Annotated in this window: 18 protein-coding genes; 11 read left to right on the top strand and 7 right to left on the bottom strand. The window is 30.9% G+C overall.

Features of this window, described 5'->3' with window-relative positions; genetic code table 11:
• Position 1: 1 nt before the first annotated feature.
• The gene (kynU, locus tag H0I29_RS11100) at positions 2-1,261 is read right to left on the bottom strand and encodes a kynureninase (protein WP_218752360.1); all 1,260 of its coding nucleotides are present in this window, start codon (positions 1,259-1,261) and stop codon (positions 2-4) included.
• A gap of 119 nt (positions 1,262-1,380) precedes the next feature.
• Here kynU and H0I29_RS11095 point away from each other — a divergent pair, with 119 nt between their 5' ends.
• From H0I29_RS11095 to H0I29_RS11080, 4 genes are all read left to right on the top strand, one after another.
• Positions 1,381-2,568 (top strand): C40 family peptidase, encoded by a 1,188-nt coding sequence (locus H0I29_RS11095; RefSeq protein ID WP_218752359.1) that lies wholly within the window; start codon positions 1,381-1,383, stop codon positions 2,566-2,568.
• A gap of 187 nt (positions 2,569-2,755) precedes the next feature.
• The gene (locus tag H0I29_RS18370) at positions 2,756-3,196 is read left to right on the top strand and encodes a hypothetical protein (RefSeq protein ID WP_254712616.1); all 441 of its coding nucleotides are present in this window, start codon (positions 2,756-2,758) and stop codon (positions 3,194-3,196) included.
• 132 nt (positions 3,197-3,328) lie between these two features.
• Entirely contained in the window at positions 3,329-3,874 is a 546-nt protein-coding gene (locus H0I29_RS11085; protein WP_254712751.1) for a PAS domain-containing protein, read from the top strand.
• Positions 3,875-3,964: 90 nt separating this feature from the next.
• A complete protein-coding gene (locus tag H0I29_RS11080; protein WP_218752358.1) occupies positions 3,965-4,699 on the top strand; it encodes a flavodoxin family protein in 735 nt (244 codons plus the stop codon).
• A gap of 81 nt (positions 4,700-4,780) precedes the next feature.
• Here the strand turns inward: H0I29_RS11080 and H0I29_RS11075 are convergent, their stop codons facing one another.
• The 3 genes from H0I29_RS11075 to H0I29_RS11065 all read right to left on the bottom strand — a co-directional run bounded on the left by H0I29_RS11075 (position 4,781) and on the right by H0I29_RS11065 (position 8,498).
• Positions 4,781-5,632, bottom strand: coding sequence for a M23 family metallopeptidase (locus H0I29_RS11075; RefSeq protein ID WP_218732809.1), 852 nt, complete (start codon positions 5,630-5,632; stop codon positions 4,781-4,783).
• A 10-nt stretch (positions 5,633-5,642) separates the two neighbouring features.
• Entirely contained in the window at positions 5,643-7,535 is a 1,893-nt protein-coding gene (serA, locus tag H0I29_RS11070; protein ID WP_218752357.1) for a phosphoglycerate dehydrogenase, read from the bottom strand.
• 141 nt (positions 7,536-7,676) lie between these two features.
• Positions 7,677-8,498: a hypothetical protein gene (locus H0I29_RS11065; RefSeq protein WP_218752356.1), complete on the bottom strand. Its 822-nt coding sequence runs from the start codon at positions 8,496-8,498 to the stop codon at positions 7,677-7,679.
• A gap of 185 nt (positions 8,499-8,683) precedes the next feature.
• Between H0I29_RS11065 and gcvP the strand changes: the two genes are divergently transcribed.
• The 3 genes from gcvP (at position 8,684) to H0I29_RS11050 (ending at position 14,713) form a co-directional block, all read left to right on the top strand.
• Positions 8,684-11,563 (top strand): aminomethyl-transferring glycine dehydrogenase, encoded by a 2,880-nt coding sequence (gcvP, locus tag H0I29_RS11060; RefSeq protein WP_218752354.1) that lies wholly within the window; start codon positions 8,684-8,686, stop codon positions 11,561-11,563.
• Positions 11,564-11,938: 375 nt separating this feature from the next.
• Positions 11,939-13,579: an alpha-glucan family phosphorylase gene (gene glgP, locus H0I29_RS11055; protein ID WP_218732805.1), complete on the top strand. Its 1,641-nt coding sequence runs from the start codon at positions 11,939-11,941 to the stop codon at positions 13,577-13,579.
• Between the two features lie 447 nt (positions 13,580-14,026).
• Positions 14,027-14,713 (top strand): hypothetical protein, encoded by a 687-nt coding sequence (locus H0I29_RS11050; RefSeq protein WP_254712615.1) that lies wholly within the window; start codon positions 14,027-14,029, stop codon positions 14,711-14,713.
• Between the two features lie 11 nt (positions 14,714-14,724).
• Here the strand turns inward: H0I29_RS11050 and H0I29_RS11045 are convergent, their stop codons facing one another.
• Both H0I29_RS11045 and H0I29_RS11040 read right to left on the bottom strand, forming a co-directional pair.
• Complete coding sequence (locus H0I29_RS11045; protein WP_218752350.1) at positions 14,725-15,693, bottom strand: YpdA family putative bacillithiol disulfide reductase; 969 nt, start codon at positions 15,691-15,693, stop codon at positions 14,725-14,727.
• Between the two features lie 287 nt (positions 15,694-15,980).
• A complete protein-coding gene (locus H0I29_RS11040; protein WP_087520665.1) occupies positions 15,981-16,235 on the bottom strand; it encodes a type B 50S ribosomal protein L31 in 255 nt (84 codons plus the stop codon).
• Positions 16,236-16,497: 262 nt separating this feature from the next.
• Between H0I29_RS11040 and H0I29_RS11035 the strand changes: the two genes are divergently transcribed.
• The 4 genes from H0I29_RS11035 to H0I29_RS11020 all read left to right on the top strand — a co-directional run bounded on the left by H0I29_RS11035 (position 16,498) and on the right by H0I29_RS11020 (position 20,746).
• Positions 16,498-17,541: a glutaminyl-peptide cyclotransferase gene (locus tag H0I29_RS11035; protein WP_218752348.1), complete on the top strand. Its 1,044-nt coding sequence runs from the start codon at positions 16,498-16,500 to the stop codon at positions 17,539-17,541.
• A gap of 111 nt (positions 17,542-17,652) precedes the next feature.
• Positions 17,653-19,170: a hypothetical protein gene (locus H0I29_RS11030; RefSeq protein WP_218752346.1), complete on the top strand. Its 1,518-nt coding sequence runs from the start codon at positions 17,653-17,655 to the stop codon at positions 19,168-19,170.
• A 271-nt stretch (positions 19,171-19,441) separates the two neighbouring features.
• The gene (locus H0I29_RS11025) at positions 19,442-20,122 is read left to right on the top strand and encodes an SDR family oxidoreductase (RefSeq protein ID WP_218752344.1); all 681 of its coding nucleotides are present in this window, start codon (positions 19,442-19,444) and stop codon (positions 20,120-20,122) included.
• A gap of 27 nt (positions 20,123-20,149) precedes the next feature.
• Positions 20,150-20,746: a SprT-like domain-containing protein gene (locus H0I29_RS11020; protein ID WP_218752342.1), complete on the top strand. Its 597-nt coding sequence runs from the start codon at positions 20,150-20,152 to the stop codon at positions 20,744-20,746.
• Between the two features lie 161 nt (positions 20,747-20,907).
• On the opposite strand, the gene H0I29_RS11015 is transcribed toward H0I29_RS11020, so the two are convergent.
• Positions 20,908-22,389: a DUF389 domain-containing protein gene (locus H0I29_RS11015; RefSeq protein WP_218732798.1), complete on the bottom strand. Its 1,482-nt coding sequence runs from the start codon at positions 22,387-22,389 to the stop codon at positions 20,908-20,910.
• Between the last annotated feature and the right edge of the window lie 101 nt (positions 22,390-22,490).

Raw genomic sequence — 22,490 nt, 5'->3', positions numbered from 1 at the left:
TTTATAACAATCCTTTTAAAATTGAAACCATTCTGTACACATCTTCAAAAGTGTTATACATTGGTGTTGGTGCGCAACGGATAACATCGGGCTCTCTCCAATCTGTAATAATATGTTTTTCTGTTAGTTTTGTATGCAAACTTTTATCGGCATTTTTAACTTGAATGGATAATTGACAACCACGTTCTTTTGGATTTGAAGGAGTAATAATTTTAATATCATCAGAACCAATTTCATTGATTAAAAACTCGAAATAACCAGTTAATTTTTCTGATTTCTGACGCAAAGCATCCATACCAACTTCTTCAAAAATATCTAATGAAGCCAAAATTGCTGCCATAGATAATATTGGCGGATTGGATAACTGCCAACCTTCTGCTCCTTCCATCACATCAAAAGGCATTCTCATATTAAAACGCGTAGTTTTATTATGATTCCACCAACCAGAAAAACGAGGTAAGTCTTTATTTTTTGCGTGTTTTTCATGAACAAATAAGCCTGCTAAACTTCCCGGTCCTGAATTTAAGTATTTATAGGTACACCAAGATGCAAAATCGACTCCTGATTCATGTAAATCTGGCTTAATGTTTCCTGCTCCATGTGCTAAATCGATTCCGACAACACAATCTTTTGAGTGTCCTATTTCTGCGATTCGCTTTAAGTCTAAAAACTGACCAGTATAATAATTTACACCACCAATTAATAACAAAGCAATTTCATCACCTTGTTCTTCAACAATGGTTTCTAAATCATCAATATTTAATAATTCCCCTCCTTTTCTTGGTTTCCACTCAATTACATCTTCTTTAGAAAATCCATGAAATTCTAATTGAGATTGCACTGCGTATCTATCCGAAGGAAAAGCATCACTTTCTATGACAATTTTATACTTGGTTTTTGTAGGTCTGTAAAACGAAACCATTAACAAATGCAAATTAGTTGTTAGTGTATTCATTACCACAACTTCAATTGGTTTTGCTCCAACAATTTTCGCCATTTTATCGGTTAACAATTCATGGTAATTTAACCACGGATTTTTTGCTTCAAAATGACCTTCTACACCTAGATTTGCCCAATCTTCTAATTCTTGATTGATGTATTCTTTGGTAGATTTTGGCTGTAAGCCTAAAGAATTCCCTGTAAAATACAACCAATCGTTTCCGTTTTTATCTTTCGGAATATGAAATTGATTTCGCAAATAAGAAAGTGAATCTTCTTTATCTTGCTGTTTGGCAAACGCTAACGAATTTTGATACTGCATCTAATAAAAGTTGATTTATTCCAAATATAAAACAATCCTAAATAAGTTTCAATAATATTGAACTATAAAGCTTCTAAATTAATACTCATTTTTTGTATTTTTACACAAAACCAACACGAATGAAACCCTTAAAGCACTTATTTTTAATTGTACTTCTTATTTCTTTATCTTGTAAAAAGGAGAACAACTCTACAGACGAATTAACAAACATTTACGCAACGTTAAAAACAACCTATGCTCCTGACAAACGTGTAGAATTGTTTGATATAAATTTTGAGCAAGTAGACAACCAACTTATTTTAGAAGGAGAAACTACTTCTAAAGAAGCTTTTTCTATTTTATTAGATAGTTTAAAAAACAGAAATGTAAAATTTACCAACAATGTGAGAATTTTACCTGATAATGTAGTTGGTTTACAACAATATGCAGTCGCAAGAAATTCGGTTATTAATATTCGTTCTAACCCAAAACATTCTGCCGAATTAGGCACGCAAGGTTTACTTGGAATGTCTGTAAAAGTATTGGATAAAAAAGGTGATTTCTATAGAATTCAGACTCCGGATAAATACATTTCTTGGGTAGATAGAGGCGGAATTCATTTAATGAATAAAAGTGAATTTAATGCTTGGAACAATGCTAAAAAAGTAATTTTTACAGAAACTTATGGATATACTTATGCTGATAAATCTGAAAATTCTAAAATTGTTTCTGATATTACTTTAGGTGCATTATTGCAATATGTTTCTGAAGATAATGATTTTTATGAAGTAAAATATCCTGATAATAGAATAGCATTTCTTAAAAAAAATGAAGCTGTTATATACAATTCTTGGTTAGAAAGTGTGGTTGCTTCAAAAGAGAATATAGAAACTGCTGCGAAAACTATGACTGGTTTCCCTTATTTATGGGGAGGAACTTCTAGCAAAGGAATTGATTGTAGTGGTTTTACTAAAATGGTGTATTTAATGAATGGTTTTATCATTCCTAGAGATGCTTCTCAACAAATAAATGCAGGTAAAACGGTAGATAAAGATTTAAAATTTGAAGGTTTAGAAAAAGGAGATTTAATGTTCTTTGGAAAAAAAGCAACTGCTGATACCAAACAACGTGTTACTCACGTAGGAATTTGGTTAGGAAATGATAAAATGGAATTTATCCATTCTGCAGGAAATGTGCATTTGAGTTCTATGAACGCTGATGAAGCTAATTATGATGAATTTAATAAAAATAGATATTTAGGTAGCCAGCGATATTTGGGAGTTGAAGATAAGATGATTGTTGATTTGAAAGAAAAAATAAAACTTTAAGGGTAATAAGTTATCCAACACTAATCATCACAATGGCAAATGAGGAAATACAAGAATAGATAGATTGAATAGTCAAAAATATTAGGACACTATATTCTTAAGACAAATAAGCGAATTTGTGTTCATTTCAAAAGTGAGATAGGAAAAAACGAGATAAACGACAAACCAAAATTTTCACACACTTATTATGATTTTTTCTTTATCAATAAGGAACGAATTATTAATGGCTTATGATAATCAGCACGAAATAGAAAATTTAATAGAACTATCGAAAAAAATATGCTATTCAAAAGCAACAATCGAGGATGTTATTTGGGAGAACAATGAAAAAAACAACCTTAGAATTCATTGGGAAGAACCATTAAAATTGACAAATATGAGTAATTTAAAAGACATAAAATCAGAAATTGAAAAATATGCAAATGATTCAAATCTGACTGAATTACAAATTGTTAAAAAACTAGAAAAACACTATTTTGACAAAGAAGTAAACAAAAATTTAACGCTGTATAAAAAAGGAAAGAAAAAAGTGAGTGAAATAACAAAAGATTTGAAAATCTCGCCACGAAAATTTTATGCGATTTTAGAGAAAAAGAAAATAGAACATAAGAAATATAAAAAGGAGTAATTTTAAATATGACGTTTGACTTTTAGCTAACTTGTGGCATTCACTACTCAAAACACATAACAAAGCTTTCACATAGGCGTTGCAATAATATTGAACCTAAGGAATAACACTATGAAAAATAATCTTACTGAAATGAAATGCTTGGATATTTACCTATCTGGTCTTAATAAAGAAGAATATAATGAAATAAAGCCAAAAGTTGAAATTTCAAAAGTAAAAACGACGCCATTAGTCAGTTGGGATATTTTTATGGATGATTATTATATAAGGTTAATTGAAGCTAAAAAGAGAATGGAAATCGAACAAGTACTTTCTTTTGCTAAAAAGTTCAATTGGAAAAATGACTTAAATCTTGCTTTTTCTGAAAATGACTATGAAGCATTAATCGTAACTGACAAAAATCAAAACATAATTTGGGTAAACGAAGGATTTACATCAATGACTGGTTATTCTAAAAAATTTGCAATAAACAAAACACCTAAATTCTTACAAGGAGAAGAAACTTCTGTAAAAACAAAAAATAGAATTCAGGAAAAAATAGAGCAAGTCAACCCTTTTAAAGAAATTATTGTAAACTACAAAAAAGACGGAACAGCTTATAATTGTGAAGTTAAGATAATTCCATTATTCAATGAGAATACAACTCACTACTTAGCCTTCGAAAAAAAAATAGGATAGGTTAAAAATTACTGTAATCAATAAGGTCTATTAAAAATTGCTTATTTTTAGCTTAATCATAGTTCGTTGTAACCTATTAAAACTAAAATTATGCAAAAAACAGATTTCAGTAATTTAAAAGTAATTTACATAAATTGTACTCTTAAAAAGTCACCACAAGAAAGCCACACCAAAACATTAATGGAAGTTTCAAAAGCCATTATGGTTAAAGAAAACGTTAAAATAGATGAGATTAGACTAATAGACCATCAAGTAGCGAGTGGTGTTTATCCTGATATGACTGAACATGGATGGGATATTGATGAGTGGCCAGAATTAACAAAGAGAGTTCTAGACGCAGATATTCTTATCGTTGGAACACCAATTTGGCTTGGAGAAAAATCTTCTGAAGCCCAAAAACTAATTGAAAGACTTTATGCTTTAAGTGGTTTAACTAATGATAAAGGTCAGTATGTTTTTTATGGTAAAGTTGGTGGCTGCATAATTACAGGTAATGAAGATGGCGTAAAACATTGTGCAATGGGAATATTATATTCGCTTCAACACGTAGGATACTCCATACCGCCACAAGCAGATTCTGGATGGATTGGAAAAGTTGGTCCTGGACCAAGTTATGGTGATAAAGAGTGGAAAGGAGAAAAATTAGATAAACCTGTTGGTTTCGATAGTGATTTTACAAATAGAAATACAACTTTTATGACCTATAATTTACTTCACTTAGCACTGATGTTAAAGAAAAATGGTGGCTACAATAATTATGGAAACTCTCGAAAAGAATGGGATGATGGAGAACGTTGGGAATTTGAAAATCCAGAATACAGATAAAAACTGACTACATTAAATAGCTTCAAAAAAAACACCCTTCAAATTATAAAATATGAAGGGTGTTTTCTATATAAAAAAAGCCTATTCATACTTTCTTTGATACTTTACTTTTTCTTCTAAATAAACGGGTACTTCTGTTCCGTCGTTAATTTTAAACTTGGTTTTAAGGGTTTCTCGCTTGATAATTTCTTGCTTAAAAACTTCAAAATGTAAATGAGGACCTGTTGACCAACCAATATTTCCGCTTTTAGCAATTAACTGACCTTTAGCTACTTTATCGCCTGGTTTTACGGTAGCAGAATTGGTATTTATGTGTGCATAATCGGAGAATGTACCGTCTGAATGATAGATTAAAATAAAATTATTATACTCTAAACAGCCTTTAGTAACACATGTTTTGGTGTTATGATCTACCACCTTAATTACAACACCTTCCCTTACTGCATAAATTTCTGTACCAATTGGCATTAGAAAATCTAGTGCGTTTTTCTTTTGATGTGTTATTATGCCATTATAACCTTGAGATACTTTAAACTTTTTTCCTTGTTTAAAAGGAAGATTGTAAATGTATTCTTCAACAGCAATGGTGTCTTTCTTATTTACGGCAATAGTATCTTTCTCTTTCGTTGCAAAATCTCCGTAATTATACCGTGTTTTAGAATTGTACTTGTAAGAACCAGCTTTTATTGCTTTTAATGTAGTAATTACAAAGCCTGTAGTTCTTGCAGGAATTACGTATGTTTTAAAATTTCCGTTGGATGTAGACAAGTTAACCAACTCTAAATCTACCTCTACCGAAACCGGACAATACTCATTGTTGTCTGCTAAAAACTCAAATCCATTCTCTGCTTTTTTAAAATAAGTTTTAAAATTAAGTTGAGAGAATGAATTATAAGAAATTAATAAAATGAAAATAAATAGATATTTATTCATTTGTTATCTACTAATACAACACTCTAAATTTAATAGTCCCTTCAATTTCTCTTAAGGCATCTAAAACTTCTTTGTTGTATTCTTTGTCTAAATCTGTTATTACATAGCCAACTTTTGGATCTGTAGATAAAAATTGACCATTAATATTTAAATCATATTCTGCTAAAACTTTATTTATTTTAGCCATTACACCCGGTACATTTTTATGAATGTGTAAAAAACGGTGCGCATTTGTTTGTCTTGGTAAACGGATATTAGGGAAGTTTACAGCATCTACTGTATTTCCAGAATTAATGTACGCCATAATTTTACTTGGCACAAAATCTGCAATATCTCTTTGTGCTTCTTCTGTACTTCCACCAACATGCGGCGTTAAAATTACGTTTGGTAAACCTTGTAATTCAGAGTAAAATTCTCCGTTTTTTCTTGGTTCAGAAGGATATACATCTACTGCAGCACCAGCTAATTTCCCGCTTTTTAAAGCGGCAACCAATGCAGGAATATCTACTACAAAACCTCTTGCTAAGTTTACTAAAAGTGCGCCATCTTTCATTTGAGAAATTTCTTTTTCTCCAATAAAGTTTTTATTTGCAGAATTGTCATCAATATGTAAAGTAACCACATCAGATAATGCTAATAAGTCTGATAATTGATCAACCTTAGTTGCATTTCCTAAACCTAAGGTATCTTCTACATCGTAATAATAAACATCCATACCTAAAGCTTCTGCTAAAATTGATAATTGCTTACCAATATTACCATAACCTACAATACCTAGTTTTTTACCACGAACCTCTCTAGAACCTTCTGCCGTTTTATTCCATTGACCATTGTGAATTTCTGTACTTCTTTGAAAAACACTACGCATTAACATAATGATTTCTCCAATTGCTAATTCTACAACAGAACGTGTATTGCTGTAAGGTGCATTAAAAACCACCACTCCATTTTCTTTACACGCTTCTAAATCTATTTGTTTGGTACCAATACAAAATGCACTAACTACCATTAATTTTTCTGCAGCGTCTACAACTCTTTGCGTTACGTTTGTTTTAGAACGAATACCTAAAACATGTACGTCTTTTATTTTTTCTATCAATTCGTCTTCAGACAAACTTTTAGAAACGGTTTCTACAGAAAAACCATCTGTAGACAACTTGTTAAAAGCATCTGGATGTACGTTTTCTAATAATAATATTTTAATTCTATTCTTTGGGTATGAGATATTTCTTGGCAACTTGTTTACGTATAAAAATTCATCTAAATTTGGGGCAATGTGGTCTGCGTTTTCTGTTGTTTTAATTCTAGAAACGTTTTCTGTGTATGCAAAAAACTTGTCTGCTACACCAGCTTCTCTAGTTACATAATCGCTGTACCCATCACCAATAACTTGTATTTCTCCTTCGAGATTCATGTCTTTTAAACACTTTATTTTTCCGTTGTGCTGAGACAATGGGTTATTAGCATCAAAACCAATAATTTCACCATCTGCTGCAAACTCAAAAGTATTTGCATACACTCTTTCTGAAGGTATATTGTATTCTTCTACAATAGGATCTATAAACTCTTTAAATCCACAAGAAATCACATAGATGTCTTCTGCAAATTTTTCAAAAAATTCTTTGTTGCTTTCTATGGATTTTGATACTTGCTTTTTTAAAGCTGCTACTAAACCAGACAAATCGGCTTGGTTAGCTTTTAATAATTTTATTCTTCTCTCTAATGATTCTGTGAAGGATATTTCGCCGTCAATTCCTAAATTGGTAATGTCAATTATTTCTTGAATAATTGCCTCTTTTTTAGGATTGTTCTCTAAGGTTATCTCTGCTAAAACATCTAATGCTTCTACCTTGGTTAAGGTACTGTCAAAATCGAAAATATAATTTCTTTTTGTGCTAATCATTACTTAAGAATCTTGGTTGAATTTAAGTGAGTAAATCTACAAATATAGTAGGGAATGAAGAAGCTAATTTACAGTTTTATGATATCTATTTTATTTATTCTGATAATTTAAAAATACTGATAGAATAATAGTTTTTCATCCTTAAAAATTATGGAATCCTAAAAGAAATAACCACCAAACAATTGGCAACACCTCTACCCAAAAGGAACTAAAGTACTTAGATTGTTCTTTTTCTGCTCTCATTAAGAAAATTATCAATAGAAAAAAGAAAAGCATAAAAGGAGTTTTTACTAGCGTATTAGCTGTAATCAAATATTCTAAAACTAAAGAAAAAACCAATAGCATTAATCCTAATTTCTTTGTTTTTGCTACACCTATTTTCTTCGGTATTGTTTGTAGAGAAATAGCATCATATTGCACATCTCTTATATCAAAAGGCAATATTAAAACCACCACTATTAAAAACCTTTGCAACATTAGTAAAAGTATATTTAAAGTGATTTCTTTATTCGCATCTACCACAGGAATTAACACTGTAAAACCTGCCCAAACAAAAGCTACAACTACAATTTTTAAATAACTTACTTCCCTTAAATTTTTATGAAATCCACTTAAAAAAGGAACCGCATACAATACCGTTAATAAACAGAAAGGAATGGTATAAAACAGTGTTTTTAAAGAAATTTGGTATGCAAAGTATCCCAAGGCTAAAAAACAGAAAAATGAAAACACTTGTATATTCTTTAAGCTTTTGGTTAAACTTTTATGATGCAATTTTGCCACACCTGCATATTTTACAGAATTATACCCTGTAATAGTTCCAAAAAACATAAAATAATTTAAGTCGCTATTATAAGGTAGATCTAAATAAACTTCTGTAATTCTTAGCAGCGCATACACAGAAAATGCAACATGAATACTTGCATTTATATAAAAATCTAAAACCAATTTTAAGAATCTCATTCGGCAAAAATAGGTTTTATGTTCATAACATTCTTTTTTGGTTAATAATTCCCCCTTTTTTGGCAAAAAAATGGGCTAAATTATTTTATTATTTCCCTACTTTTGGTCTGCGTAATTTCGAATAAACACACACAACTAAGAACAATCGAAATCAGATTAAAAGAGCATTAACAAAACCCTATTACATGAATACAAATTTGTTTCAAAACAGACATATTGGTCCTAACAAAGAGGAGCAAGAAAAAATGTTATCAACTATAAAAGCGGATAATTTAGATCAGTTAATTTACCAAACTGTTCCAGATGATATTCGTTTAAAAAATGAGTTAGATTTAGCGCCTGCTAAGAGCGAATACGAGTATTTAGCACATATAAAAGAGTTATCAGAAAAAAATAAAGTTTTTAAAAGTTACATTGGTCTAGGATATCATGAGGCAATTGTGCCAAGTGTAATTCAGCGTAATATTTTAGAAAACCCGGGCTGGTATACAGCGTATACACCGTACCAAGCAGAAATTGCACAAGGTAGATTAGAAGCGTTGTTAAATTTTCAAACCATGGTTTGTGATTTAACAGGAATGGAATTGGCAAATGCTTCTTTATTAGATGAAAGTACTGCAGCTGCAGAAGCAATGGCACTTTTATTTGATGTTAGAGAAAGAGCACAAAAGAAAGCTGGTGTAAATAAGTTTTTTGTTTCTGAAGAAGTTTTACCTCAAACAATATCTGTTTTACAAACGCGCGCTACTCCTATTGGAATTGAGTTGGTAATTGGAAACCATGAGGAATTTGATTTTTCTGAGGAATTTTATGGAGCTATTTTACAATATCCAGGTAAACATGGTCAAGTTTATGATTATACTGCCTTTGTAGCGAAAGCGAATGAAAACAATATAAAAGTTGCTGTTGCTGCCGATATTTTATCATTGGTAAAATTAAAAGCTCCTGCAGAATTTGGAGTTGATGTTGTTGTAGGAACTACACAACGTTTTGGAATTCCGTTAGGTTATGGAGGTCCTCATGCTGGTTATTTTGCTACAAAAGACAAATACAAAAGAAGTATTCCCGGACGTATTATTGGTATTACCAAAGACATCAACGGAGAACGTGCTTTACGTATGGCATTGCAAACTCGTGAGCAACATATAAAAAGAGAAAAAGCGACTTCTAACATTTGTACAGCACAAGTTTTATTAGCAGTTATGGCAGGTATGTATGCTGTTTACCATGGTAAAAGTGGTTTACAATTTATTGCAGACTCTGTACACAACAAAACTAAATTAGTTGCCAATTTTATAGAAAAAGCAGGTTTTAAGCAGTTAAACTCTTCTTATTTTGATACTTTATTGGTAGAAATAGATTGTATTAAGTTAAAATCTGTTGCAGAGTCTTTTAAAGTGAACTTTAATTATGTTGATAAAAAACACATTTCTATCTCTATAAACGAAGCAACTACACAGAAAGATTTAATGAACTTGTTTACCATTTTTGGTCAACTTAAAAAGAAACCGATTGCATCGGAAACTGTAGATGATTTTCATCAAATCTTAACAAAAGAATCTTTTAGTGCAGATTTTGAAGTTATAACAGAAAACACCAAAAGAAGTACATCGTTTTTAGACAACGACGTGTTTAACACGTATCAATCTGAAACAGATATGATGCGTTATATTAAAAAATTAGAGCGTAAAGATTTAGCATTAAATCACTCTATGATTTCTTTAGGTTCTTGTACCATGAAATTAAATGCAGCTTCTGAAATGTTGCCTTTAAGTAATCCACAGTGGGGAAATATTCACCCTTTTGTGCCATTAAATCAAGCTGAAGGATATCAACAAGTTTTAAAAAGATTAGAGCATCAATTAAATATTATTACTGGTTTTGCTGGTACTTCTTTACAACCAAATTCTGGTGCACAAGGTGAGTTTGCTGGTTTAATGACTATTAGAGCATATCACGAATCTAACAACGATTCTCACAGAAATATCTGTTTAATTCCTGCTTCTGCACACGGAACAAATCCTGCGTCAGCAGTTATGGCAGGTATGAAGGTTGTGGTTACCAAAACAGATGAAAAAGGAAATATTGATGTTGAAGATTTACGTGCAAAAGCAGTTTTACACAAAGATAATTTAGCTGCCTTAATGGTTACCTATCCTTCGACACACGGAGTATATGAAAAAGCAATTAAAGAGATTACACAAATTATTCATAATAACGGCGGACAAGTATACATGGACGGTGCAAATATGAACGCACAAGTTGGGTTGACAAATCCTGCAACGATTGGTGCTGATGTTTGTCACTTAAACTTGCACAAAACATTTGCCATTCCACATGGTGGTGGAGGTCCTGGAGTTGGTCCAATTTGTGTCGCTCCACAATTAGTTCCGTTTTTACCAACAAACCCTGTAGTTGCTACAGGAGGTGAAAATGCAATTACTGCCATTTCTGCTGCTCCTTGGGGGTCATCTTTAGTGTGTTTAATTTCTTACGGTTATATTACCATGTTAGGTGCAAAAGGATTAACGGATGCTACCAAAAATGCCATCTTAAATGCCAACTATATTAAAGAACGTTTACACGGACATTACAACAGTTTATACACTGGAGAAATGAACAGAGCTGCGCACGAAATGATTATCGATTGTCGTGATTTTAAACAAAACGGAATTGAAGTTGTAGACATCGCTAAACGTTTAATGGATTATGGTTTTCACGCTCCAACAGTTTCTTTCCCTGTTGCAGGAACTATGATGATTGAACCTACAGAGTCTGAATCTATTGCAGAGTTAGATCGTTTTTGTGATGCGATGATTTCTATTCGTGAAGAAATTAAAAACGCAACCAAAGAGGATGAGAACAACCCTTTAAAAAACGCACCTCACACGCAAGAAATGTTAACTGCAGATGAATGGACCTTACCTTATTCTAGAAAACAAGCGGCTTTTCCTTTAGAGTACATTGCTGAAAATAAATTTTGGCCAACTGTACGTAGAGTTGATGATGCATTTGGAGACAGAAACTTAATTTGTTCTTGTAACCCAATTGAAGATTATATGTAGAACACACAGTGTTCTTTTAGTATTTTAAAACCGTTTCTTTTTGAAGCGGTTTTTTTTTTGTTTTTTATAATAACTTAGAAGTATTCTATCTTTTTTAATTCGTTTTATCCCCCCTCATTCTTCGGAATAATAAAACGAATGTCATTCCAAAATGAGTTTTTTTAAAGCGATTGAGAAATCTCAGAAAAGTTAAAAAAGGCATTTAAAAAACCTATTTAAACCACAAATGACGGATATCATAAAAAACTAAAAACAAACCATTTACCTTAAATTTAAAAGCATTATAAATTAACTTTAATTACCTAAATTTAACTTATAAACAACATCATAAATTATCTATTTTCCTTACTTTTAATATTAAAATCAAAAAAAATCATGGAACATATATACAGTAAATGGCATCACCCATACAAACCTGCAACAAAATATAAAAAGAAAGTTGCGTATTTTAGTATGGAATTCGGTATCGATCAAGCTTTTAATATTTACTCTGGAGGACTGGGTTTTTTAGCAGGTTCTCACATGCGTTCTGGCTTCGAATTAAAACAAAATATGATTGGTATTGGTATGCTTTGGAAATATGGCTACTACGACCAAGCAAGAAATGATGACCAAACATTAAAAACTGAATTTAATGAAAAACACTTCGATTTTTTAGAATATACAGGGATTGAAGTAACTATTAAACTTCATGACAATCCGAATGTAAAAGTAAGGGCTTATGTTTTAAAACCAGAGGTTTTTGGAACCGTACCAATGTATTTTTTAAGTACAGATGTAGACGGAAACGACCATTTATCTAGAACTATTACCAACCATTTATACGATCAAAACCAGGTAACAAGAATATCTCAAAGTATTGTTTTAGGAATTGCGGGAGCTAAAGTAGTAGAAGCACTAGGAGGCGCAGACACCTACCATTTAAATGAAGGGCATGCTTTACCTGCCTTTTATTATTTAAAAGATAAAGGTGTAACCAAAGATCAAATGGTATTTACAACACATACACCAGAAAAAGCAGGAAATGAAGAGCGAGATGCGCGTCATTTAAACCGATGTGGATTCTTTGGTAGAACCTATTCTGAACAAGAATTGCAAACCGAAATGGTGAATGGTGGCATGATTAATTATACAATTTCTGCGTTAAGAATGGCAAGAAAAGCAAATGGAGTTTCTAAACTTCATGCTATTGTTGCAAATGATATGTGGAAAGATTACGAAGGTATTTGTAAAATAATTCCGATTACAAACGCTCAAAATCAAAAATTTTGGCAAGATGAAACTATCAAAAAATCTTGGAATAAAGGAAATGTCACTGCTTATAAAAAGAAAAAAACGGCGTTAAAAAGCGAACTTTTTGAAGAAGTTTACAAACAAACTGGTAAAAAATTAGATCCGAATGTGTTAACCATTGTTTGGGCAAGACGTTTTGCAGGTTATAAAAGAGCCGATTTACTTTTACATGATTACGATCGATTTAAAAAATTAATTCATAATGAAAAATATCCGGTACAAATTATTTGGGCAGGAAAACCATATCCGTTTGATTATGGTGCAATCGATACTTTTAACCACTTGGTACATCAATCTAAACAAGAACCAAATTTAGCAGTAGTTATTGGTTACGAAATAGACTTGTCTAGAAAATTAAAATGTGGTTCTGATGTTTGGTTGAACACGCCAAGAATTACACGTGAAGCTTCTGGCACAAGTGGTATGACCGCTGCAATGAATGGTTCTGTAAATGTTTCTACAGATGATGGCTGGATTCCTGAATTTAAAAAGAACGAAGAAAACTGTTTCGTACTACCAGCAATAGATTATAAATTACCAACCTATGAGCAAGACAAATTGGACGCCGATAATTTATACAATATTTTAGAAAACAAAGTATTACCAACGTATTACGATGCTCCTAAAAACTGGCAAAAAATAGTATTTAAAGCTATGGATGATGTTATTCCTGAGTTTACAACCCAAAGAATGGCAACTGATTATTATAAGAAATTGTTTTAAACAAAATATTAAAACAGCTAAAAACAAGCCTTAACAATTAAATGTTAAGGCTTGTTTCTTTTAAATTCTATGTGTATTCCACACCTCCGAAAACAAGATCTACTAAACACACACCTTTTAAATTGGTTTCCATAATGTCTTTTTTACAGCTAGCTTTTTTAAATAAAAAAGTAAATAAACAGTTGAGTAACTACCTTCTAGGTATCGAACTAAAAAGAGGGTTCATTTATTTCCAGAATGAAATAGATACAACGTTTAAAAATCATAGAATAACATTTACATTTGCCCAATAAATCTATCGATTTTAAAGAATATTAATAAAAACCTCCCCCTCTATATTGCTATTTAAGAAAGTAACATTTCTAAAATATAACAATTAAAAACAAGAAAACTGACATGAAGAAAAGAGCGAGTTTATTAATTTTAATTTCACTAATTTTTATAAGTATGACATCCCAAGACACTAAACATATTAAAGCTTTTGTTTCTGGACATAATAGTAATTACGATGTTCAGCTAAAAATTAATGGAAAACCGGTAAGCAAAGGAGACCTTTCTGGTCTAAAGATTTTTAATGAAGAACACCCATTTAAAAATCAATTACAAGACATGCCTCCTTTTATTCAAGACCTAATGGCTTTTGTATTAAAAGAAGGCGAGAATACTATTGAAATAAAATTTGATAGAAGAACAACAAACTTCAATCCACCTAGAAAGTTTAGTTTTGGTTTAAGAAGCTCAATAGAATATATTCCTTTTTACTATGTTTCAAGCGAAAAAGAATCTGGAACTATAACTTCAAAGTTTGACTTAAAGTTTAAAAAAGATAAATCAGAAAAAGAAAAAGTTACTTTAGGTAATAAAGATGCTGCTTTTATTTACTCTGAAAGAATGGATGTCTTTCAAGCAACTCTAAATGGTAATAGCTTAATGTATTTTGGAGGCACAGGCGGACTTACAGATTTACACTTAATTAAAGGTACAAATACGTTAGAGATTAAATATGTACCCGGGCGCGAAGGTGAAGTTAGTTATTATATTCAGACACCTAATTTTACTAAAAAAGTGATTAAAAAAATACCTAAAGATCAAGTTGATGAACTTCAAATTGATGTTTATGAATTAAAAGAATAGTTTGCAGCAAACTATTCTTTTAATTTTTTAATATTACTTACAATCATTTTTGCATGGATTCTTGAGTTTTCTATAAACCATTTGTGCGTTTCCATTCCACCACAAATAACGCCTGCTAAATAGACTCCATTCACATTGGTTTCCATCGTTTCATCATTATAAGTAGGAATTTTCTTTTCATCATTAGAAAAAGAAACACCAACTTGCTCTAAAAACGTAAAATTTGGTTTATAACCCGTTAATGCTAAAACAAAGTCATTTAGTAACGTTTCTTCTCCATTTTCAGTATTTATAACAATGGTATCCTTTGTTATTTCTTTTACCGTACTGTTATAAAAAACCTGAATACTTTCTTCTTTTATACGGTTGATAATGTCTGGTCTCACCCAATATTTTACACGTTGTCCAACTTCTGTCCCTCTAATAATTAAGGTAACATCTGCTCCTTTTCTATAACTTTCTAAAGCTGCATCTACAGACGAATTGCTCGCCCCAATTACAGCTAATTTTTGTCCAGCATAAAAATGTGGGTCATTATAATAGTGAGAAACCTTTGGTAGATCTTCACCAGGTACGTTTAGTAAATTCGGAATATCATAAAAACCAGTTGCAATAACAATATTCTTAGACTTATAGGTATTTTTATCAGAAAGAATTGAAAATTCATCTTCATATTTAGACACAGAAGTTACTTTTTCAAATAAATTAATATGTAGCTTATTTGAAGTTGCAATTCTTCGATAATATTCTAAAGCCTCACTCCTTCTTGGTTTAGCTTCTTTACTAATAAACGGAATTTCGTCGATCTCTAACTTTTCTGAAGAAGAGAAAAATTGCATATTCACTGGATAATTATATAATGAATTTACTATTGGCCCTTTTTCTAAAATTACATAGCTCAACCCATTTTTTTGAGCTTCTAATCCGCAAGCAATTCCAATAGGACCACCACCAATAATAACAATATCAAAATTTTTCATAAAATATACTCTTCTTATTTATTATAATAAATTGTTTCTAATCTAATTACTTCCTTCTTTTTCACCTCTAAAAACTCTTAATAATATCAACTTAAAAACAGATAATCACCTAAGTCTTGACCTGCAAGACAACATCAAAATTACTAAAAAATAGACTACACAGAAAACCACAAATTACAATATCTTGTTTTCCATGTTAAACACCCCAAAAAATCAATATAATCTAAAATAAAAAACTCCAACAAATAAATGTTGGAGTTTTAAATATGTTGAAAATTCTAAAAGAATTACTCTTTTTTGAATTTTGCGTATTTCGTTTTAAATTTATCGATACGTCCTGCAGCATCAATAAGTTTAGATTTACCAGTGTAAAATGGGTGAGATGTTCTAGAGATCTCTAATTTTACTAAAGGATACTCAACACCATCAACTTCTAACGTTTCTTTAGTGTCTACTGTAGAACGTGTTAAAAATACATCTTCGTTAGACATGTCTTTAAAAGCTACCATTCTGTAATTTTCTGGATGAATTCCTTTTCTCATTTTATTATATTTTAATACTTTAATGTTATGTTTGCATGAGTGAAGTTGGTAAAGCTTACTCGATTCTCTAAATAGTTGTTGTTTACTATTTTGAGGATGCAAATTTAACTATATTTTTTAATTAACAAATAAATATTTTGTTTTTATTTGGTCTAACAATCACATTAGTTATTTTTACATCAGATTTCGTTGATAAATAGTGGTTTTTCAGCACTTTTATAAAAGCTAAAAAGACTAAAAATAAATATAAATAATTACAAAAATGAAAAAGAATACCTTACTTGTTGCATTTTTTGCGTGTTTTCTACTAATTACATCTTGTTCTGATGTCTATAAATTTAGTTTAGAGCATAAAAAACAAGTCGCTCTAAATTCTAATGTAGAAGTTACTTTAAAAGAGAAAGAAGAGAAAGCCATAAATAGTGTTCAATTTTTCGTGAATGGAAATGAAGTTTCTTCGGATGGAAATGCAATTTCTATTAATACAACTGAATTAGGCGTTGGAAAGCACCAAATTTCTGCGCTGGTTTTTTATGCTGAAAAGACAAAAAAAGAAAATAGTTTTTTTGAAGTTTTATCAAATAAAAAACCTGTTGTATATGACTATAAAATTATAAATGAATATCCGCATGATAAAACCGCATACACACAAGGTTTAGAATATCATGATGGTTTTTTATATGAAACTACAGGTCAAAGAGGAAAATCTACACTAAGAAAAGTTGAAATTGAAACGGGTAAAGTTTTACAAAAAATAGATTTAGATAAAAAGTATTTTGGTGAAGGAATGACCATTCTTAATAATAAGATTTACTGGTTAACTTGGCAGGCTAAAAAGGGTTTTGTTTATAATCTAGAAACCTTTAAACAAGAAAAAGAATTTGCCTATAATAATAGTGCAGAAGGTTGGGGTTTTACACATAACGGAACTCAGTTGATAAAATCTGATGGTACAAACAAAATTTGGTTCTTAGACCCAGAGACTTTAAAAGAAGAAAAATCGATTCAAGTGTACACCAACAAATACGCAGTGGCTGACTTAAATGAATTAGAATTGATCAATGGAAAAATCTATGCGAATAAATATCAGCAAAATGCTATCGTTGTCATAGATCCAAAAACAGGTGTTGTAGAAGGTATTGCAAACTTAAAAGGATTGCATACAGAAATGGAAAAAACACAAAAATTAGTTCCTCATGACGAAGTTTTAAATGGTATTGCTTATGACAAAGAGAATAACCGTCTTTTTGTAACAGGTAAACATTGGGGTAAATTATTTGAAATTGAATTGATTAAAAAACAATAATAGACTTATTAAAAAGTTCTATTATTATATTTTAATAAAATGTCAGGTCGAGCGCAGTCGAGACCTATAACCAACCTCTCGACTGCGCTCGAGGAGACAGAAATTACTATTATGCGTTACTTTATTTCCTTTATTATTTGTCTCGTTCTTATTTCTGTAAGTTCTTGTAGAAAAGATTTTAATACAACACCAAGTTCTGGTGCATTAGAATTTTCTAAAGACACCGTTTTTCTAGATACTATATTTACAAATATTGGTTCTGCCACGTATAAATTAAAAGTATATAATAGAGAAAAAAATGCAATTACCATTCCTGAAATAAAATTAGAAAACGGTACGAATTCTAACTACAGGTTAAATGTAGATGGAATTCCTGGAAAAGATTTTAAAAACATAGATATTCTTGCCAAAGACAGTATTTTTATCTTTGTAGAAACTACTATAAATGCGAGTAATGTGGTTAATCCGTTATACACGGATAGAATTCTATTCGATTCTGGTAGTTCTCAACAAGATGTAGATTTAGTTACTTTAGTACAAGATGCTAATTTTATATTTCCTGGAAAAGATGCTATTTCCATGAAAATTGATAGCTTAACTTTAGACGGAGAACCAACCACTTTAAAAGGACGTTTTTTAACAGATACAGAATTAACCTTTACCAATGTAAAACCTACGGTTATTTATGGATTTGCAGCTGTGCCAGCAAACAAAACATTAACTATTGAAGCTGGAGCAAAAGTTTATTTTCATGATAATTCTGGTTTAATTGTAGATAACCAAGCTACCTTAAAAGTAAACGGAACACTTGCTAATAAAGTAATTTTCGAAGGAGACCGACTAGAACACTCTTTTAGTGAAACTGCAGGACAATGGGGAACTATTTGGATGCGTGCTGGAAGTAAAAACAATGAAATGAACCACGCCATTATTAAAAACGGAATAATAGGTATTTTGGTTGATAGCATTGGCACACCTTCTACTCCAACTTTAAAATTACAAAACACAGAAATCTACAACCATTCTAGTTATGGTATTTTAGGTAGAGAAGCAAATATTGAAGGTAACAATGTAGTTGTTGGCGCTGCTGGTCAGGTTTCTTTAGCAGCAACTATTGGTGGAACGTATAATTTTACGCATTCTACTTTTGCAAACTTCTGGAACAGTGGTTTACGTCAACTTCCTGCTGTTTTGGTGAACAACTTTTTTGTATATTCGGATGCAACAGGACAAGAAATTATTGAGACCAGAAATTTACATGCGGCTAATTTTACCAATTGTATTTTTGATGGAAATAACAACATAGAGTTTATCTTAGATAAAGTTGATGGAGGCGGTATATTTAACTACAACGTTAGTAATTCCATGATTAAGTTTACAGATAGTAATGACTCTTTTATAGACAACACAGAGCTAGATTTTACAAGTACTTTTTACCAAGACAATATTATAAACGGAAACGCACACTTTAGAAATACTCAAAAGAGTGATTTTATAATTGGTGAAGAATCTGAAGCTATTAATAAAGCAAAAGCAACCTCTTTCACTACAGATATTTTAGGCATTGACAGAAGTACAAATCCTGATATTGGTGCTTACCAACATATCACTTTTGAAACAGAAGAGTAGTTTTTCTATTAAATAAAACCAACCTTAATTGAGGTACAATAGGTTCTATAAGATATTGAATTTCATGGTTCTGAATTTTAATAAGTAATTTAAGCCTTATACTCCTAAGTATTACTAGCCTTTCTATTTTTTTTTTAAATACAGATAAACCTCAAAGATTTTAAAACCCTTGAGGTTTAAATTAAAATTCCAACAGATTTCATTTGTCATGATTTTGAGTTTAAATTTATGAAAAATTGAGTAAATTGCTCGTTCAAATTTTTTTATTGAAATGAAAAACATTGTAATTACAGGTACAAGCAGAGGAATTGGTTTTGAACTCGCTAAACAGTTTGCAGAAAACGGACATCAGGTATTAGCCTTATCTAGAAACACAAAACCACTATCTGAGTTTAATCATAAAAACATCACTTTAATTTCTGTTGATTTATCTGTGAATTCAGACCTAGGAAAAGTAACTGATTATGTTAAAAATAACTGGCAACAAGTAGATGTTTTAATTAATAATGCAGGTAAATTAATCAATAAGCCTTTTACAGATTTATCTTCGGATGATTTCTTAGAAGTTTATAAAGTGAATGTTTTTGCCGTTGCTGAGTTGACTAAATTAATGATTCCGTTCATGCAAAAAGGAAGTCATGTAGTTACCATAAGCTCAATGGGAGGAATTCAAGGGAGTATGAAATTTCCTGGATTAGCAGCATATTCATCCGCCAAAGGCGCAGTAATTACGCTATCAGAATTATTAGCAGAAGAATACAAAGAACAACAAATTGCATTTAATGTTTTGGCTTTAGGAGCCGTACAAACAGAAATGCTAGAAGAAGCTTTCCCTGGATACGAAGCACCTACCTCTGCTACAGAAATGGCGAATTATATTTTTGATTTCTCTTTAACAGGAAATAAATTTTATAACGGAAAAGTATTACAAGTATCCTCTTCAACTCCGTAAGCAGTAAGCATTCAAAAAAATTAAAAATTGAATTCAAATTACAAAGATTTCGTTCCTTCCAAAGCAATCCCGTTTATAGAGTTTCTTATAAACGAGCATTCTTTTACGCTAAAAATTGTAAACCAGAGAGAAACAAAACATGGTGATTTTAGACAATTACCCGACGGAAGATTTCAAATTACCGTAAATAATAACCTTAATAAATATCAGTTTTTACTTACGCTAGTTCATGAAATTGCACATCATGTCACGCATCAAAAATTCGGACGCGTACAGCCTCATGGTAAAGAGTGGAAAATGGTTTTTCAGCATTTAATGCTACCTTTTTTACGCCCAGAAATTTACCCTATGGAAATGCTACCTTTTTTAGCAAGGTATTTTAAAAACCCAAAAGCAAGTACAGATACTGATGCAGATCTATCTTTAGCGCTAAGAGGAAGTGTAGCAGAAACCGGCAAGCATTTTATTTTTGATATTCCGTTTGGTAGTTTATTTGTATTTAAAAACACCATCTACAAAAGAGGAAATTTACGTAGAACCCGATATGAATGCATGAATATGAGCAATAAAAAAGTGTATCTATTCAACCAAAATGTAGAAATTGAATTCTACAAAAACGGTTAGAATTTAATATTTGATAATAAAAAAAATCTCTAAAAAGGATTGAATCATATCATACTGAAGTTCTTTCTCCATTTAAACAATCTAAATTTCAATGATCAAAAGAATCTGAAATAAATTCAGATTGACAAAAAACGATCCTCTTTAGAAAAACTCCTTAAAACTTACTTATCTCTTTTAATAAATAATGTATCTAAGTTCATTTCTTTTTGTAACCAAGTACGTAATTTTTTTTCTTTTACACGAATAACAGTATCTGACACCTTTAAATTCCACTTTACCGTTGCCGTAGGAATTGTATCAATATTAATAAAATCTTTTGAAAATAAAACTTTAGAAAACCCTATTTCTTCAATTTCATTATATAGAATTTTTGCTTCTTTAGAAATTCTACTAAAAGCAATTGCTTTTTTATCATTATTAAGTGCATCATTTTCAATTCTTATATTTAAACCAGAAATAATACCTTCTAACTCAGTAATTTTGTCTTGAAGTTCTTGTATTAACTTTTTACTCTCGTTTAACTCCTCTCTTTTTTCTGTATAAGCTGTTGTTATTAATTCAAAACTTTTAGTATCACTTCCTTTAATATTAATCTTCACTTCTTTTAAGCGATCATATCTTGGGTCATTAATCAAGCTGTTTTCTAACATATTTTTCTCTACAGCAGTTACTTCGTTAAAGAAATTAAGTTTTAAAACCTTAGTATCAAAATCATAATCTTCATCAATTAATTGATAGTTATCAATAGTCATTACCTCATTTTTAACAAACGTTTTTAACTGTGCATTTACCCTACTTTCTTCTAAGGCGTGTAAAAAAGTATAAACAGCAGGAATCATAACAGCAATACCTACTACTGTTGCAATAGTAGCATATCGTTTTCTTCTTGCTGCATTTGCATATTTATGCATTGGAAAACTTAACAGTTTTAATACGATAAATGTTGCCAAAGCAATAAAAATGGTATTAATTGTAAACAAATACATAGCTCCTAAAGCATACGTAAAACCAACAGTATCTCCAGAAAAACCTTTTGCTAAACCAAATCCTGCAGTACACAAGGGCGGCATTAATGCAGTAGCAATAGCAACTCCAAAAATAACAGAAGCTACCGTTCCCTTTTTTGTTCTTGCAACCATTAAAGCCAAACCACCAAAAAAGGCTATTAACACATCTCTAATATCTGGTCTTGTTCTCCCTAACAACTCGGATGTATCTTCACTCAAGGGAAAGAAATAGAAAAAAACAAATGACGCAAGTAAACTTAAAGTGATCATCGTTGCCAAACTGACTAATGATTTTTTAAACACTTCAATATCATTAATTGCAAAAGCACTTCCTATTCCCAAAATAGGCCCCATTAAGGGTGAAATTAACATGGCACCAATAACAACTGCAGTAGAATTAGCATTTAACCCTATAGAAGCCACAAAGACTGCAAAAATTAGAATCCAAGCAGTGGCCCCTTTAAAAGGTATATCTGCTTTAATAGCCTCCATGGTAGCTTCATGATCCGTATCGTGTCTAAAGTCTAAAAGTTCGGTTAAATATTTTCTGATACTAAAGAGTAAACCTCTAGCTTCATCTTTCATTCCCTGCTTAGATTGATCTACCTTTTCCTCAGCTCCCTTATTTTCTTCCATCAAATTTAAGTTTCAATTATTCTGGGAAAGATACAAAAATTTAAAATTGACAATAAAACTGATTATAATAATTTTTTGCATAAAAAAAGCTTCACATTTCT

It is taken from the genome of Polaribacter sp. R2A056_3_33 (genome assembly GCF_019278485.1).
Classification (GTDB): domain Bacteria; phylum Bacteroidota; class Bacteroidia; order Flavobacteriales; family Flavobacteriaceae; genus Polaribacter.
The sequence above is the reverse complement of the archived record's forward strand: the minus strand, read 5'-3'. Positions and strand labels throughout refer to the sequence as shown.